The organism is Micromonospora sp. NPDC048871, assembly GCF_043198155.1.
GTDB lineage: Bacteria > Actinomycetota > Actinomycetes > Mycobacteriales > Micromonosporaceae > Micromonospora.
Window position 1 is genome coordinate 1 of sequence record NZ_JBICUM010000015.1, and the last position, 15,835, is coordinate 15,835.

The window sequence follows — 15,835 nt, forward strand, 5'->3', positions numbered from 1 at the left end:
GCGTACTGGGTAATGTCACGATGATCCTCTTCCTGTCTCCCGGCAAGCCTAGCCGCACCGGGAAGGCTGCCTCATCTCAGCCTGACAGACAGGGGCCCCGCGTCACCGGTCAGTTCGACCTGCCGAGCCAGCCGAGCCAGCAGATGCGCACGCCACGCGCCGAGGTTCACTATGTGCGGGGCGAGGCCGTCCGGATGCAGGCTCACCCGCAGCACATTCACCGGAGGCGCCAGCAGGTCGGGCGCGACCAGATCGGTGAAGATGGTCAGGCTCTGGTTGGCGTCCACCATCTGCCAACCGCAGTCGACCACCACCGCCGGGTAGGGCTCGTGGCCGGCCAACACCTGCCGGACGGCGGCGCGGGCCGGCGCCATCCGGGGGGCGGTCAGCGCGCTCTGCGGGTACGCCGGGGCGTAGCCCGCCGCCAACATCAGCCGATTGCGTTCGCGTAGCGGCAGGTCGAGGTGTTCGGCGAGGCGAAGCACCATCTCCCCGCTCGGCCGCGACCGGCCCGTCTCGACGAAGCTCAGATGGCGGGTGGAGATGTCGGCCCGCGCGGCCAACTCCAGTTGACTCAACCGCCGCACCTCCCGCCACCGGCGCAGCGCCGGGCCGACCGAGAGCGCCGGCACGGTGGCGGTCACGGCAGCTCCGGCGGTACCGCGTCCAGCACGGACGGGCGCAGGCTCGATCGACACAGGGGTCGGGCAGGATTCATCAGGTTCCTCGTCCTCGGGCGTCAACGCCAGCGTGCCGTAGCACCCGCGCGGAGTCGATTACCTGCCAGGTAATGCCCGAAGGCCGCCGGTCTGCGCTCAGCCGCCGGAGTCGGCCAGTTCGGCGCCCTCGGGGACGGTGTCGTCGTCGCGGCTGGCCAGCCAGCCGTCGGGCAGGAAGACCTTGCCGGGTGAGTTGGTACGCCCGCGCGGCTGGCCCAGGGTCTCGGTCGGGAACGGCGCGGAACCCGACATACGTACCACCGCTCGGCGACACAAACTTCTTGATCAACTAGAGCGGACAGGCGAGGGCGGGGTGCCCGCGCTGCACGAGGGCAGCGCGGGCACCGGGCCTCACCAGAATCGGGGGTTGATGGCGTCGCGTAGTGCCAGTTCGTCGAAATCCGATTGCTTGATTTCCCATTCGGCGTACGCGATGTAACGCATCGGCAGGGTAATCAGCAGCCCCGCTGATATGAACACCAACATCACCACCCAGCCGCCGTCCACCAGGAAAGCCATGGACAGCACGAGCGCGATCGGGAGCAGACGGAGCCACCATACCGTCAGACGATAGAGCGGCTTCCGCCTCGCACCGGACGGAAGCGAATCCCTCAAACGGTTACCTTCCGGCACTTTTCCACCTAGCCTCGAAAACCATCAGCGAATCCTACCGCCAAAAGACAGAGATCGCGCTACGGGTAAAGATGTTCGACGCCGGCCCGCCTCCAGCGCCACCCACCATCGCGTTACGGAACGCCTCCTCGGGTTCGATATTCGTGAAGTTGGTGTCCGTAATCTTCCAGGAACCCATCATTCCCAGGAAGAATGCCTTTCCGGTACCAGCCGTGATAGCGCCGCCATGCCAGTTTCCCCCGTCAATCCGCTGACCGGTCTGGTAACAGCCGCCCAACAACACTGCACCACACACCTGAGCGTAGCCGTTGTCCTTCATGTAAGAAGGGGGGACTGAGGTGGCCCCGCCGGTGTAACTGTACCCACCCCAGCCCAGTCCGCCGACTTCGAAAAACACTCCCTCCGGGGTTGAGGTCAGCCCGACGCACAAAATGCCACAGACAGAATGGGTGTAGAAAGGTGACCAGCCGGGCTGCGGTGACGGCGCCGGTGCCGGTGCGGGCTGAGGTACCCCGCCTTCGCCCTTCATGTTGGCAATCTGCCGCGGCGTGTACCGAGAGTACGCACTGGGTTGGTAAACGGGCTTCGGGACGGCCACGAACGTCCACTTATTCGTTACCGGGTTCTGGGTGAGCCGCTTGCCGGTCTTCTTCTGGTGCTGCAACTCCTCCTGGGTCGATCCGGTGGCCATCGGAATGAGTCCGTCCGGGTCGGTGAAGGTCATCGGGTTGTTGTTGGCGTACGAGTATCCCTGGGTCTGTTGCGGATCCGCCAGATCCATGAGCGGGTCGACGGAGATGAAGGCACCGAGGAAGGTGTCGTAGAACCGGGCCCCCAGCAACGACAGGCCGTTCGGGTCCGCGATGCCTCCGACGAAGCCGCGCTGGCCGGAGGGCCAGGTGCCGTTGCTCCCGCCGGACCTCGGGTTGCCGTACGGGTCCAGGTACTTGATCGTGTCCACCCGGGTGACCGAGTTGACCGTCCAGAGCACCGTGCCGTGCCGGTCGGCGCCGAGCCAGATCACATCCTGGACGGCGGTGCCACTCGATGCCGTACGGGAGGCGATGACGTCGCCGCGGTGCGAGTAGTACCGGGTCGCCGTCGTGCTCTGCCCCACGACAGTCAACTCGTGCCCGCCCAGGAAGACCGTCGCCTGACCGTTCGGGTCGAGCCGGGCGATGCGGTTGCCGTCGACGTCGTAGACCATCCGGGTGGTCCCAGCGGGTCCGGTGATCTCCGTCAGCTTGCCCTGCGGATTCCACTCCAGGGTCTCGTCGACCCCGTCGACACTACGGTGGGTCAGGTTGCCGCTCGCGTCCCAGTCGTACTGAGCGCTTCGACCACCACCGGTGACCGTGCGGACCGCGTACGGCTGCGGGCTGTCCGCGTCGGCGTAGCCGTAGTTCGACGTCAGACCGCTGCGGTGGTCGGTCACCGAGGTGCGGGCACCGGCCCTGTCGAAGGCGTACGACATCCAGTACGGAGCCACCCCACCGACGATCGAGGCCTGCGGCGTGGCGGCGCAGGTCGCCGTGGCCTGACTCCATGCCTGGGTGAGCCGACGCAGATGGTCGTACTGGAAACACTGCACATCGCTGGCGGCGGGCCGTGGGTTGTCGTCGTCGTCCTGCGGCCGGTTGGCCATCGACAACACGTTGCCGGCCGGGTCGTACTCATACTGCACGGCGGCGACGTTGGGGATGGTGGCGTCGCGGTCGAAATAGAAACCGGTCAGCCGTCGGGTCACATCGTCGTAGGTGTAACTCTGATACGCCTGCGGCTGATCCTCGACACCGAGTTTGCGTTGGAGCAACTCACCGAAGGGTGACTGGGTGGTGGCGTCGACATAGACGGTGTTGGTCCCGGAGGAGGACATCGTGCCGACGACTCGCGTCACATTGCCGAGATCGTCGTAGGTGTGGTTGACGATCTCCGACTCCAGCCCACCGACCCTCGGCAGTTTCATCCGCTCCAACGAGCCGTCCACCCGATAGGTGGAGGTCGAGGTGTAGGTCCCGGCGACCCCCTCCAGACCGGGCATTGCCGGGATCACGGACGACTCTTCCATGATCTGGTACGCGTTGTTGTAGAACGAGATCTGGCGGCTGAACGAGAAGCCGTCGACGATCGACACCTGCGTCGACAGGTGCCCCTTGGCGAGCGTGTCATAGGTCCACTGCGCGATGAGTTCCCCGTCGGCGAAGCGCCGCGACGGCCGCCCCAGGGCGTCATGCTCGACGGTGACCACCTCGTCGAGGGCATTCGTGCTGGCGATGACGTCACCGGCGTTGTTGTAGGACAAGGTGGTGGTGCCCTTGTCCGGGTCGGTGGTGGTCACCTTCCGGCCACGCAGATCGTACTCGTAGCTCCAGGTCTTGCCGGTCGGGCCGACAACGGTCGACAGGTCGCCGCGCGGGGTGTACGTGTACCTGGTGGTGTCGTACCCCCCGGTCGGGGTCGGCCCGTGGAACTGCCGCAACTCCGTGGTCTGGCCGTGCACGTCACTGAGGGTGATGGTGGCGGTGCCACCCTGCGGTGGGGTGACCGCGACCCGCCAGCCGTCCGGGTCACCGCCGTAACTGGTGATAGTGGCCCAGAGTTGGCTGTCGGCCGACCAGAGGGCTTCGCTGACCACCCGGCCGACCCCGTCGTAGCTGAGCACGGTCCGGGCCCGGTCCGCGCCGGGGTTCAGTTGCCACACCCCGGTGTCCGGCGCACCGGTGATGTATGCCGGTCCCGCCCGGTAAGCCTCCAGACCCCGGTCGTTGTAGCCGGTCGAGGAGATCAGGCGCTGGCCGCCGAGGGCGTCCTTCTGCGTCTGCACCTGCCGGTACAGGGAGTCGAAGAGCCCGACCTCGGTGAGGTAGTTGCCGTTGGGCCCGAGCCGCTTGCTGGTGACGGCCAGCGGACCGTTGTTGCGGACCAGGTAGCTGAACTCCAGGTTCGGCGTCCGGGTCGCCTTCGGCCGGCCGGGCAGCCACACCTTGATCAGCCGGCCGAGCGGGTCATGTTCCAGGTCGGTGCGCTTGTTGTTGGCGTCCACCAGGGCGATCGGCTCCGCCCAGGCGGGTTGCCGGGTGACGGTCGTCTGGTGGCCCAGCGGGTTGGTGGTGACCATCTGGGTCACCGGTCCCGGGCCCGCCGGGGTGTACGCGGTGGTGGTGGTCTCGCCCCGGGCATCCGTGGCGCTCGTGACGCGGCCCAGTGCGTCGTAGCTGGTACGGGCGGTGGTGGTGTAGACCGGGCCGCCGGTCCAGGTGTCGAGGGTGTCCTGGCGGGTCACCAGTCCCTTCGTCGGGGCGGCGCCGTGGGTGTTCGAGCCGTCGTGGAACGTCCGGACGTCGGAGACCACGTCAGCCGGACGCGAAACAGGGTCACCGCAGGCCTTGGCGACGGTTTCCACCCGGGACACGGCCTGCCGAATCCACTCGCCGGTGTTCGTGACGTACGTGGTGCGGGTGCAGGTCTCGTCGCCAGGCTTCGACGTGTCCCCCAGGTCGGACACCGAGGTTGCCAGGCCGTCCCCGTTGTAGGTGGTCCGGGTCTCGGTCCGCGCCCACACGTTCGGCGCGAGAAGCTTGCGGCTCTTGCGCACCGAGGGTCCGCTCAGGTACGCCCGATCGGTGCCTCCGGCATGGCTACGCGCGGCGGTCTGCTGGGTCCAGTACTGGGTGGTGACTGCCTGGACCACCGTCGTCCCGTCGAGAGTCGCCTTCTCCAGCGGGAACCCGGCCAACGCCCGGTGGTCGGTGAAGGTGTTGTTCTCGGAGTCGGAGCCCTGCACACTGCTCCGGCCACCGCCCGGCAGCGGCTGGTCGTGCAGCCCGCGGTAGAACCGCTCGCGGGTGGTCAGGGGCACCCCCTGGTCCGGCTCACCGACCTTGGTGACCACCTGGGAGTAACCGCGCCACTGCCCGTAGGTGCGGTGCTTCTTCTTGGTGAACTCGTTGTCGTCGTAGGCCCACAACACGTTGGTGCTGCTGCCACCCGTGGAGTACACGTAGCGGGTGACGATGGCCGGCTGGTCGGCGGTGCGGTCGATCTCGGAGATCTCCGTGACGACGTACTTGTGGAACCAGTCGAGCTGGGGTTCGGTGTAGCCGTCCGGGGTCCAGTACACGGGGTAGCAGAGCCGCGAGTTGCTCTGCGGCGAGGATGGCAGATCGTTGAGGTCGCAGTCGGTCTCCGAGTAGGTGACGTGCAGGTCCGCGCCGGACTCGGTGCGGATGTTCTGGATCCGCCAGCGGGAGAAGATCGGGGCCCCGGCCAGCACGTTCGCCCGGTTGGCCAACTCCACCCCGGTGAATCGGACCGGCGGCTCGGTGGCAGTGCCGCCGACGTGTCCGGCGTGCACGATCTCCTTCAGCCACAACGATGCCGAGCCGGCGGTCCTCGGCGCCTTGAACTCGTGGGCCAGAGTCCACGACTCGACGTTGGAGAAGGTGCTACCGCTGCGCACCTGGGTAGTGATCTTGGTCAGTCGCTTGGTGTTGAAGAAGACCGGGGCGAGCTTGTCGGTACAGGGCGCCGTGGCGCAGTCCTTGTCCCAGGGGACGTCCGGCCAGTTGGCCCGCACCGGCTTGCCGTCCTCGTGACATTCGGTCGCCAGGCACCGGTCGGCGACGGTGAACAGCACCCGGCCGGTGGCGGCGACACTCGGGTGGTCGGCGTGCAGGCCGTACTCGATCCGCGTCAGGTGACCGCCCCGATGGAAGGACTGCCGGTTGTCCTTGTCGCCCGCCGCACCGTAGTGCCCGGTCTCGCTCTGGTAGTAGTAGCGGACGGTGTTGCCGTGTACGTCCACCGCCTTGTCCAACAGCCACCGCCAGGCCTGCTTGCAGGCCGAGTCCTTGAAGGTGGAGGCGTGGCACTTCTCGCCCGAGTGGTTGCCGAAGACCGGCTTCGTCCAGCGGGAGTTGGCCGAGGCAGCCTCGACGGCGAAGAAGTACCTGTTGCCGTCCGGGGTGGTGATCGTCCACCGCTCGGTCGTGGCGTTGCCCGTCGTCGCCGCGTTGCCCTGTAACTGGATCCGCCAGTTGGCGTCGTTCTGGGCCCGCCAGACGCCCGTGTCGTCGTCCTTGATCAGGGAGGTGTTGGTGCCGTTGAGCGAGACGGTGACGTTCGGCGAGTCACCGCTCCAGCAGTGGTCGTAGGTCTTCTTGTCCTTGTTGTTGGGATCCTGGCCGTCGACCGCGTTTCGGTCGTCGGCGCAGGTGGCGTAGGTCCGTTCGATGAACCCGGGCGCGTAGTCCCAGCCGTCACCGACCCATGAGGCCTGGTTGTTGGCCCCGGCCATCCGCCCGTCGACGGCCTGCGAGGAGTAGTTCAACGACACCTCGGGCAGTGGACCCTCCGCCGGAGGAAGCCGCACCGGGTTCGAGTAGGAGAACCCACCGGACCCACTGCCCGCCGTCCAGGAACCCGACGCCTGCAGGTCGGTCGCCTTGTAGTCGCCGTCCTCGGATGCCTCCTCGCCGATCAGAGCGAACACGACCGGCTCCGCCCCGGTGAGGCTGACCTGTGTCGACACCGTACGCGCTACCGGGTCGTTGGTCGCCGCGACGGGCTCGACCGCCTGACACTGCGACCGCTGCGGGGTGGTCGCCGCACACGCCGGCAGCCGCTTGAGGGTCAGTCGCTCACCCCAACCCGCGCCGTAGAGCTGCCGTATGCCGGCATAGCTGAAGGTGGTCTCGACCGCTCCGGTGCCGCCCTCGACGACCACCACCGGGCCGCTGACCCCGAGCCGCCGGGAATGCTCCTCGGCCAGCACCTGCACCCGCGTCTGGTCGGGGGCACGCCGGCCGGCGATGGCCGAAGCCGTCACCGGCAGACCACCGGCGACCCTCTGGACCCCCCGTCCGGACGGCCAGCCACCGTCGCGCAACCGCTCCGTCGGGGAATCAGCGATCACGAGGGTGGCACGGCCGGCAGCCGGCCAGGTCGCGTGCTCCGGTCCGGCCCACCTGCCACCGTCGTCCGGCAACGGAGACCGATCGACCGGTACCCGCCGCGCAGGCTCCGGTCGGGTCTGCTGCACCTTGCGGTCGCCCGAGGGCACCTCGGCCGCCTGCACTGGCGGGGTCACTGCGAGGGTCGACGCCACCAACGCCGCGGCAGTGACCACGATTGTTGCTTTACGTGCACTTCTCTTTACGTAGCGTAACTGCGACATGTCGCCTTCCTTGCACTGAGAAGGGGTGGAGGAAAGTCGAGAGAGAGCAGGCTGGGCGGGGCGCGGCCGGCAGCCGCGCCCCGTGACCGTCAGCCTTCGGCCAGGTTGGCGATCCGCTCCGGGGCGAGGGTGGAGGTCCAGATCCGGACGTCATCCACCAGTCCTTGCAGCGGGGACCACCGGTCTCCGTTGGTGGCTCCGGAACAGCCGATCAGGGTAGGTCCGTTGGCCATCCACGGCGTCGTCGGACCGTCGGCCTCACCCTGCAACGCACCGTTGACGTAGAGGCGTACCTTGCCGGCCGCGACGTCGAACACACCCGCCAGGTGGGTCCACTCGTCGAGCAGCGGGGGATCCGTCGACATGACCTTGTGCCACACGAAGTCGTCGCCTTCCGCCGACGACAACTCGAACTGCCAGCGATCGGTGTCGGGGAGGTACTTGAGGTCGAAGCCGCCCCGCTGACCGGCGGCCTGCCCCACGACGGTGTGATGGCCGGTGGTCTGCTCCAGGAACACCCAGGCCGCCACGGTGAAGGAGGCATCGGTGCGGACCGCCGGGCCGGGCGCCTCGGCACAGGAGTGGTCGGACAGCAGCAGAGCACCGTCCTGGCCGAAGGCCCGGTCCCGTCCCCAGCTGTACGGACCGGGGACCGACAGGTCACGGCCGTTGCCAGACATGTCCTGCAGGTGGGTCGGCATGTCGCTGGCCGGGCCCTCCAGGGGCCACATCCCCTCCAGCTTCACCGCCGGGTTGCCGCCGTACACCGTCTTCACCTCGTCGGCGGTCAGCGCGCCCTGCCAGGCCCGCACCGCGGAGACCGCCCCGTTGACGTGGTCGGCATCCACGCCTGCATGGCGGGCACACCCCACGGTCAGCGGCCCCTCGGCTCGCCACGGGGTACCGGTGCCGACCGCCGAGGCGGCCAGGGTGCCGTTGACGTACAGGCTGAGGCGATTGTCGGTGGCGTTGTAGACACCCACCAGATGAGTCCACGTGCCTGCATCGGCCGACGAAGACGAGCGAACGATGTGGGACAGCGAGTATTCGTCATCCGTCGGCTTCATCATCAGCGCCCAGTAGGGCGCTCCGCTGAGGTACCGGGCGCCGAGGAACCACCCACTGACCCGATCGCCGTCCTGTCCGATGATCGTCTGGCTGCCGGTGCCGACACTGTCCAGCTTCACCCACGCCGCGATTGAGAACGACTCGTGGGTACGCACGACCTGCTCTTCGGTCCGGGCGCACTGGGTGCCGGTGAACTGCGCCGCCGAGCGCAACCGGCCGTACTGGTCCTCCGCCCAGGATGCCGGCTGCGGAAGGACCAGAGCCGTGGAACGCTCGGTGGTCTCGGTTCCGTCGCCGTGCAACGGCCAGTTGCCGATCTCACCGGCGGGAAGCTCGGTGGCCGCCTGACCGATCTGCGCGTCGGAGAGCAGCCCCTGCCAGATCCCGACCTGATCGATCGAGCCGGTCATGTGGTGCCACGACGACGACTGGCTGCCGGCGCATCCGATGAGCAGCCGACCCTCGGCGTGCCACAACTGACCATCGATGGTGGCCTGCGACGCAAGCACCCCACCGACGTAGAGGCGGACGACCTTGGCCAACGGGTCGACCGTGGCGGCCAGGTGCTGCCACTGGCCCACCGCGGCGGCCGGCGCGGAGGCCACCACAGACCCCGAGTTCGCGCTGTCCGCACCGGCCAACGACACCTGCCACCTGTTGGTTGCGGCGTCGTGACCCAGGACGAACGCGGACGCGGCGGAGCCCGCCTGCGCGACGACGGCCCGGTTGCCGCTGGTCGAGGTCAGCTTGGCCCACGCAGCCACGGTGTAGTCCGAGTCGGTCCGGATCACCGGAGAGGTCTGCGCGCAGTCCGTACCGTCGAAGGTCAGCGCGGAATCGGGGCTGCCGGCACGGTCGGGACCGTAGCCGATTCCGCTGCCGAGTTCGAGGTGTCCGCTTTGGCCGGAGTCGTCGATTGCGTCACCGTTGAACCGCCAGGCACCCTGGAGCTGGGCCTCGGTGCTGCGGCCGCTGTAGAAGTTGAACTCGGTACGCGCCGAGTAGTTGCCGGCGTTGTCCTGAGCCCACACGTACACGTGGGTACGACCGCTCTCCGGCGTGAACGTGATCGTCGTCGTACCGGTGGAGTTCACGAAATGCTGCTGGGCGTCGACCCCGATGCCGTACGCGAACCGCCGCAACCCCGAACGGGCGTCCGACGAGGTCAGTTTGAGCGTCACCGGCTCACCGACGACCGGGCTGTCGGACATCCGGGCCACCACGGGTGCCGTCGGTGGGGTGTGGTCCAACCGGAAGTAGCACCAGCCCGTCCAATCGGTGCCGTCCTCCATGTCGGTGCCCCGAACACGCCAGTTGTAGTTGCCCTCGGTGAGGGTCGGGGTGGGCCAGGCTCGTTCGCTGTCGGACTTGGTCCAGGCGGAGAGATGGACAGCCGGACTGGTGGGCCCGTTCAGGTCGAACTGCACCCGTACGGTTCCGTCGCCGTCCTTGGCCTTGCCGAACAAGGTCGGAGTCCGGTTGGTGATCCAGGGGCCGGGCGAGGCGGCACAGTTGCCACCGGGCGAGGTCCGTACGGCCACCGGCGAGGTCGGCTTGTGTTCGTAGGTGGCCTTCAACTTGACGTGGTTAGGGTTGAACTTGGCCCACCGACCTCCGCTCTCGGATCCCATTCGCAACCCGAAGGTGATCGAGTCATAGCCCGCGTTCGCGTGCCGCTGGACGTGATGGCCGATCTTGGATCCATTGAAACTCAGCCAGTCGGGATCCTGGCCGCAGGACGCGTTGGCCTTGCCCAGCCTGGTCTGCAACGGCCCGTCGTGCAGCCACTTGTTCTTCATTCCGTTCCAGGTGGGGGTGTTGCTCGCGATCGAGTTCGTCTGCCAGATGCCGATCGACTCGCCCGCGCACCACCCGGTGTGCACCAGGTACGCGTCGACACTTGTCGTGCCGACCAGGCGCTTACCGGCCAACACCGTCGTATCGAAGTAGAAGTGTGCCCGCCAGATGTCGCCGTGACTGTCGTAGTTCGACCCCACCCGGGCCGTCTCACGCGGCCAGGCGGTCCCCGAGGTCCATTGGGTGTCCGGTCGCGAGTCGTTCACCGGCGCCCATCGGGACCATTTCTTGTCGTACGTCGGGTCGATGAAGATCGGGAAGCTCCCGGCCTCCAGCACCTCAGGGTCGGCGGCGACCGTCAACGAGTCGCCTTCCAGCCGAACCTCGACCGGGGTGACCAGGGCGGAGTCGGCCGGTCCCCGAACGGTGGAGGGGGCAGCCTCGATCGACTCGTGGGAAGCGAGGAACCCGGCCGACCGCGTAACGGTCTCGGGTGAGTCCCACGCCACCGCCGGTGGCGACCCTGCCAGCACACCGTCGGGGCCGGAGATGGTCACCGACCCGTCCACGACCGCCACCTCGGCCGAGCCACCCACCACATAGGGGGTCTCCCGCACCAGCGGATTCGCGGCGGCGGCGGCGCTCTTCACCACGAGCAGGTGCGAGAAGCCACCCCGCTCGGCCCTGACCACCAGATCGACGTCCGGATACACGTTCGGGTACGTGATCGTGTCGTCGGTGATCACGCCCGGTGGCAGGGCGTCCGGCCAGCCCAGCGAGAAGGTCGCGCCCGCGCCGGTCATCGTGGCGAAGGGACCGGTGCCACCGGCTGAGAAGACCACCTCGGCCGTGGAGGCGACCGGACGAATCAGGCCGTCCGCTCCCGCCTCCAAGGTGGTGTCGATCTCCGCCCAGGCACCGTCCTGCTCGACCCACTGCGGCTCGACCCAGGATTCGAAGGCGAAGTCACCAGACGGTTGCGCGAACACCTTCGTCGTCTCCGACGCCGCCGCCAGGACCTCGACCTCGGTTTCACAGGAGGCCGCCAAGGCCTGGGCGGCACGTTCCGAGGACGCCGTCAAGGTGTCCGCGTCGACGCACGGATCCGGAGTACCGGCCGAGGCAGGAGTCGCCGGCAATACCACCAGGAGAGAGCCCGCTAACGCCGAACTGACCAAAATGGACAAAACGCGGGCATGAAGGAATGACAACAAAGCCGCACCCCCGTACAGCAGCTTGATCAACAGTACGTTCCACAAAGTACAGAAGTCGTGACGCCAAGACCATAGTGAAGGTCAAGAATTTTGCCTGGCCATTGCTTTCGTCCGACTCCAGCCACTATGGACGGTGGACCCGGAAATACGCGACACCCACCGATACGACCAATCAGTTTATCGGTATTCTTCGAACGGACGAGATTTCGGGATCGGCATCGCTCAATTCCCGTCAAGACGGGTATCCGGTGGGATGCCTCGGCCCCCGCCATGAGATTTCGTGATACGTCGGGAACAGGGATGCGGAAGTGACACGGGTCGCCTGTCGGCCTCACCCCGGTCCTGCTCCGTGACAGACCTCAGCCGCCGGAGTCGGCCAGTTCGGCGCCCTCGGGGACGGTGTCGTCGTCGCGGCTGACCAGCCAGCCGTCCGGCAGGAAGACCTTGCCGGGTGAGTTGGTACGCCCGCGCGGCTGGCCCAGGGTCTCCGTCGGGAACGGCACGGTCGGGTCCAGCTTGCCGAGCAGATCGTCGAGCTGGGCCAAGCTGTCGATCATGGCCAGGGCGCGGCGCAGCTCGCTGCCGATCGGGAAGCCCTTGAGGTACCAGGCGACGTGCTTGCGGAAGTCGGTGCAGCCGTCCCGCTCGCCCCGGGCCGGGTTGCGGGCCCCGGCGGTGAACTGGTCGACCAGCAGCTCGGCGTGCCGGCGCATGGTCAGCGCCACCTCGCCCAGGCTGGGCAGCCGCCGCTCGGTACGTCCGGCGAAGGCGGCCTCCAGGTCGGCGAAGAGCCACGGTCGGCCCAGGCAGCCCCGTCCGATCACCACCCCGTCGACCCCGGTGTGGGCCACCATCCGCAGCGCGTCGTCGGCCTCCCAGATGTCGCCGTTGCCGAGCACCGGCACGTCGAGGGCCTGCTTGAGGGTGGCGATCGCGTCCCAGTCGGCGGTGCCCGAATAGCGCTGTGCGGCCGTACGCCCGTGCAGGGCGACCGCGGCGACCCCGGCGTCCTGCGCGGCCAGCCCCGCCTCGACGTACGTCAGGTGGTCGTCGTCTATGCCCTTGCGCATCTTGACCGTGACCGGCACCCCGGCGGGGGCGGCGGCGCCCACCGCGGCCTTGACCAGGCGGGCGAAGAGTCGACGCCGCCAGGGCAGGGCCGCGCCCCCACCGCGCCGGGTGACCTTCGGGACCGGGCAGCCAAAGTTGAGGTCGATGTGATCGGCGAGATCCTTCTCGACCACGATCCGCACGGCGGCGGCGGTGATCTCCGGGTCGGTGCCGTAGAGCTGGAGGCTGCGGGGGCTCTCGTCCGCCCCGAAGGCGATCATGCGCAGGGTCTTCGGGTTCCGCTCGACCAGGGCGACCGTGGTGATCATCTCGCAGACGTAGATGCCGCCGCCCTGCTCCCGGCAGAGCTGGCGGAACCCGACGTTGGTGATGCCCGCCATCGGGGCAAGCACCACCGGCGGCCACACCTGGTGCCGCCCGATGGTCAACGGCCCCAGCGCAGCACTCGTCGGCATGGTCACCGCCCAAGTGTAAGGAAGGGCCCCTTCTTAACGCCTCCTGCATAGGAAGGGCCCCCTGTTAACGCGACGCATACCACATTCCGGTCGCAGGTGGGGCGTCGTCCACAGGGTGCGGGGCTGTCCACAGCTACCCGGCTCGGCTGAGACAAAGCGCGGTCGGACTGGTGATGCTCCGGGCATGCCTACCCCTCCACCCGAGTTCTCCGAGCTGGCCGAGCGGCAACAGCAGATCGTCAGTCGTACCCAGTTGCTGAGCTTCGGCTTCGACGACATGTACCTGTACCGGCAGACCCGGCGGGCCCTCTGGCAACGGGTGCTGCCCGCGACGTACGCCCTGGTCACCGGCACCCTGACGGACGAGCAGCGGCGCATCTCGGCGGCGCTGTACGCCGGTGCCCAGGCCCAGCTGACCGGCCTGGCCGCACTGACCTGGTACGGCTTCCGACAGAGCCCGCGCAGCGACGACGTACACCTGATCGTGCCGCATCACGCCCGACGCGCCTCGGCGGGATACGCGGTGATCTCGCGGACTCTCGCCTTGGACGTTCGGGCCCGGACCACCCCGCTGTACGCGGTGTGCTCACCGGCCCGCGCGGTGGTCGACGCGGCGCGCGACCTGCGGCAACTCCGTCCGGTGCGGGCCATCGTGGCCGAGGCCGTGCAGCGAGGGTACGCCGACCTCACGACCCTGGACGAGGAGATTGCCCGGGCACGGCGCAGCCGGACGGCGCTGATCAGAAAGGCGTTCGCGGAGGTGACGGCGGGTATCCGGTCCGCGCCCGAGGCGGAGTTGCGCCAGTGTCTGGCCGACAGCAGTGTGCTGAGCGAGATCCACTGGAATCCCCGGCTGCTCGACCTGAACGGCGCCTTGCTGCCGACACCGGACGGCTATCTGGCCGACGCGGCGGTGGCGCTGGAGGTCGACTCGCAGGAGTACCACTTCCGACCTGCTGACTGGACGCGCACACTCGACCGGCACAACGAGTTGAGTCGGCTCGGGGTCCTGGTGCTGCACTTCACGCCGGCGCAGATCCGCCGCGAGCCGCGCCGGGTGCGCCGCACGGTGGAGGACGCGTACGACTCCCGACGTGGTTTCGGTGCCACCGTCCGGGTACGCCTCGACCAGCCCACTCGGCCCGCGTCTTGTTAAGAAGGGGCCCCTCCTCTACGCCAGGCGTTAAGAAGGGGCCCTTCCTTACAGCTCCTTACAGCTCAGCAGCCCGGGAGGTGGTCGATCAGGTAGCGCTCGACCTGGTCCAGGGCGATGCGCTCCTGGGCCATGGTGTCCCGGTTGCGGATGGTCACCGCGTTGTCGTCCAGGGTGTCGAAGTCGACCGTGACGCAGAAGGGGGTGCCGATCTCGTCCTGCCGGCGGTAGCGGCGGCCGATGGCCTGCGAGTCGTCGAACTCGACCACCCAACGCTTGCGCAGCTGCGCGGCGAGGTCCTTGGCCTTGGGCGACAGGGCCTCGTTGCGCGACAGCGGCAGCACGGCCACCTTGATCGGGGCCAGTCGCGGGTCGAAGCGCATCACCGTGCGCTCCTCCATCTTGCCCTTGGCGTTCGGCGCCTGGTCGACGTCGTACGCCTCGAGCAGGAAGGCCAGCACCGCGCGGGTCAGGCCGGCGGCCGGCTCGATCACGTACGGCACCCAGCGCTCGCTCTTGGTCTGGTCGAAGTACGACAGGTCGACCCCGGAGTGCTTGCTGTGCGTGGTGAGGTCGAAGTCGGTGCGGTTGGCGACCCCCTCCAGCTCGGCGAACTCGCTGCCGCCGAACTGGAACCGGTACTCGATGTCGACCGTGCGCTTCGAGTAGTGGGAGAGCTTCTCCTTGGGGTGCTCGTAGAAGCGCAGGTTCTCCTCGGACAGGCCCAGGTCGACGTACCAGTTCCAGCGCTCGGAGAGCCAGTACTCGTGCCACTGCTCGTCGGTGCCGGGCTCGACGAAGAACTCCATCTCCATCTGCTCGAACTCGCGGGTCCGGAAGATGAAGTTGCCCGGGGTGATCTCGTTGCGGAACGACTTGCCGGTCTGGGCGATGCCGAACGGCGGCTTCTTCCGGGCCGCGTTCGCCACGTTGTTGTAGTTGACGAAGATGCCCTGGGCGGTCTCCGGGCGCAGGTAGTGCAGCCCTTCGTCGCTCTCCACCGGGCCCAGGTAGGTCTTCATCAGCCCGTTGAACATCTTGGGCTCGGTGAAGGTGCCCTTGTTGCCGCAGTTCGGGCAGTTCAGCTCGGTGAGGGAGGCCAGCGGCTTGCCGTGCTTCTCCTGGTACGCCTCTTCCAGGTGATCGGCCCGGAACCGCTTGTGGCAGGACTGGCACTCGGTCAGCGGGTCGACGAAGGCGTCGAGGTGGCCGGAGGCCGCCCACACGTCCCGGGCCAGGATGACCGCGGAGTCCAGCCCGACGACGTCGTCACGCTGCTGGACCATGGTCTTCCACCACTGGCGGCGGACGTTCTCCTTGAGTTCCACGCCGAGCGGACCGTAGTCCCACGCCGATCGGGTGCCTCCGTAGATCTCGCTGGAGGGGAAGACGAAGCCTCGGCGCTTGGCGAGGCTGACGATGGCGTCGATACGGTCGGCTGGCATGTTTCCTCCTACGCCGACTGGCGGTCGGCGGGGACCGATGGGATGAAGGGCACAGTTCAGGACAACGGTACGACCACCGCTGTCCCGAACTCAGCACATTACCTG

General features: G+C 67.9%; 6 protein-coding genes and 2 pseudogenes. 1 reads left to right on the top strand and 7 read right to left on the bottom strand.

Translation table 11 applies throughout. The annotated features are described in order from the left end of the window. Nucleotides 1-101: 101 nt before the first annotated feature. The 6 genes and pseudogenes from ACGFIK_RS24660 to dusB all read right to left on the bottom strand — a co-directional run. Nucleotides 102-644: pseudogene (locus ACGFIK_RS24660) on the bottom strand (helix-turn-helix domain-containing protein); the annotation flags it as partial. A 171-nt stretch (nt 645-815) separates the two neighbouring features. Next, nucleotides 816-959 (bottom strand): annotated as a pseudogene (locus ACGFIK_RS24665) (tRNA dihydrouridine synthase DusB); the annotation flags it as partial. A gap of 111 nt (nt 960-1,070) precedes the next feature. Continuing rightward, nucleotides 1,071-1,352 (bottom strand): hypothetical protein, encoded by a 282-nt coding sequence (locus ACGFIK_RS24670; protein ID WP_327024550.1) that lies wholly within the window; start codon nt 1,350-1,352, stop codon nt 1,071-1,073. A gap of 34 nt (nt 1,353-1,386) precedes the next feature. Continuing rightward, nucleotides 1,387-7,479, bottom strand: coding sequence for an RHS repeat-associated core domain-containing protein (locus ACGFIK_RS24675; RefSeq protein WP_327024549.1), 6,093 nt, complete (start codon nt 7,477-7,479; stop codon nt 1,387-1,389). 137 nt (nt 7,480-7,616) lie between these two features. Then, on the bottom strand, nt 7,617-11,474 hold the full coding sequence (locus tag ACGFIK_RS24680) for a LamG domain-containing protein (RefSeq protein WP_327024548.1): 3,858 nt from the start codon (nt 11,472-11,474) through the stop codon (nt 7,617-7,619). Nucleotides 11,475-11,965: 491 nt separating this feature from the next. Then, on the bottom strand, nt 11,966-13,132 hold the full coding sequence (gene dusB, locus ACGFIK_RS24685) for a tRNA dihydrouridine synthase DusB (RefSeq protein ID WP_327027012.1): 1,167 nt from the start codon (nt 13,130-13,132) through the stop codon (nt 11,966-11,968). Nucleotides 13,133-13,316: 184 nt separating this feature from the next. Between dusB and ACGFIK_RS24690 the strand changes: the two genes are divergently transcribed. After that, nucleotides 13,317-14,288 carry a hypothetical protein gene (locus ACGFIK_RS24690; protein WP_327024547.1) on the top strand — a complete coding sequence of 324 codons (972 nt, stop codon included), beginning with the start codon at nt 13,317-13,319 and terminating at the stop codon, nt 14,286-14,288. Nucleotides 14,289-14,350: 62 nt separating this feature from the next. Here the strand turns inward: ACGFIK_RS24690 and ACGFIK_RS24695 are convergent, their stop codons facing one another. After that, nucleotides 14,351-15,730, bottom strand: coding sequence for a glycine--tRNA ligase (locus tag ACGFIK_RS24695; RefSeq protein WP_393341540.1), 1,380 nt, complete (start codon nt 15,728-15,730; stop codon nt 14,351-14,353). Nucleotides 15,731-15,835: the final 105 nt, after the last annotated feature.

Excerpts from the sequence above, each read along its gene's own strand:
- ACGFIK_RS24690 (WP_327024547.1), top strand. The coding sequence starts at position 13,317 with ATGCCTACCCCTCCACCCGAGTTCTCCGAGCTGGCCGAGCGGCAACAG.
- ACGFIK_RS24695 (WP_393341540.1), bottom strand. The coding sequence starts at position 15,730 with ATGCCAGCCGACCGTATCGACGCCATCGTCAGCCTCGCCAAGCGCCGA.
- dusB (WP_327027012.1), bottom strand. The coding sequence starts at position 13,132 with ATGCCGACGAGTGCTGCGCTGGGGCCGTTGACCATCGGGCGGCACCAG.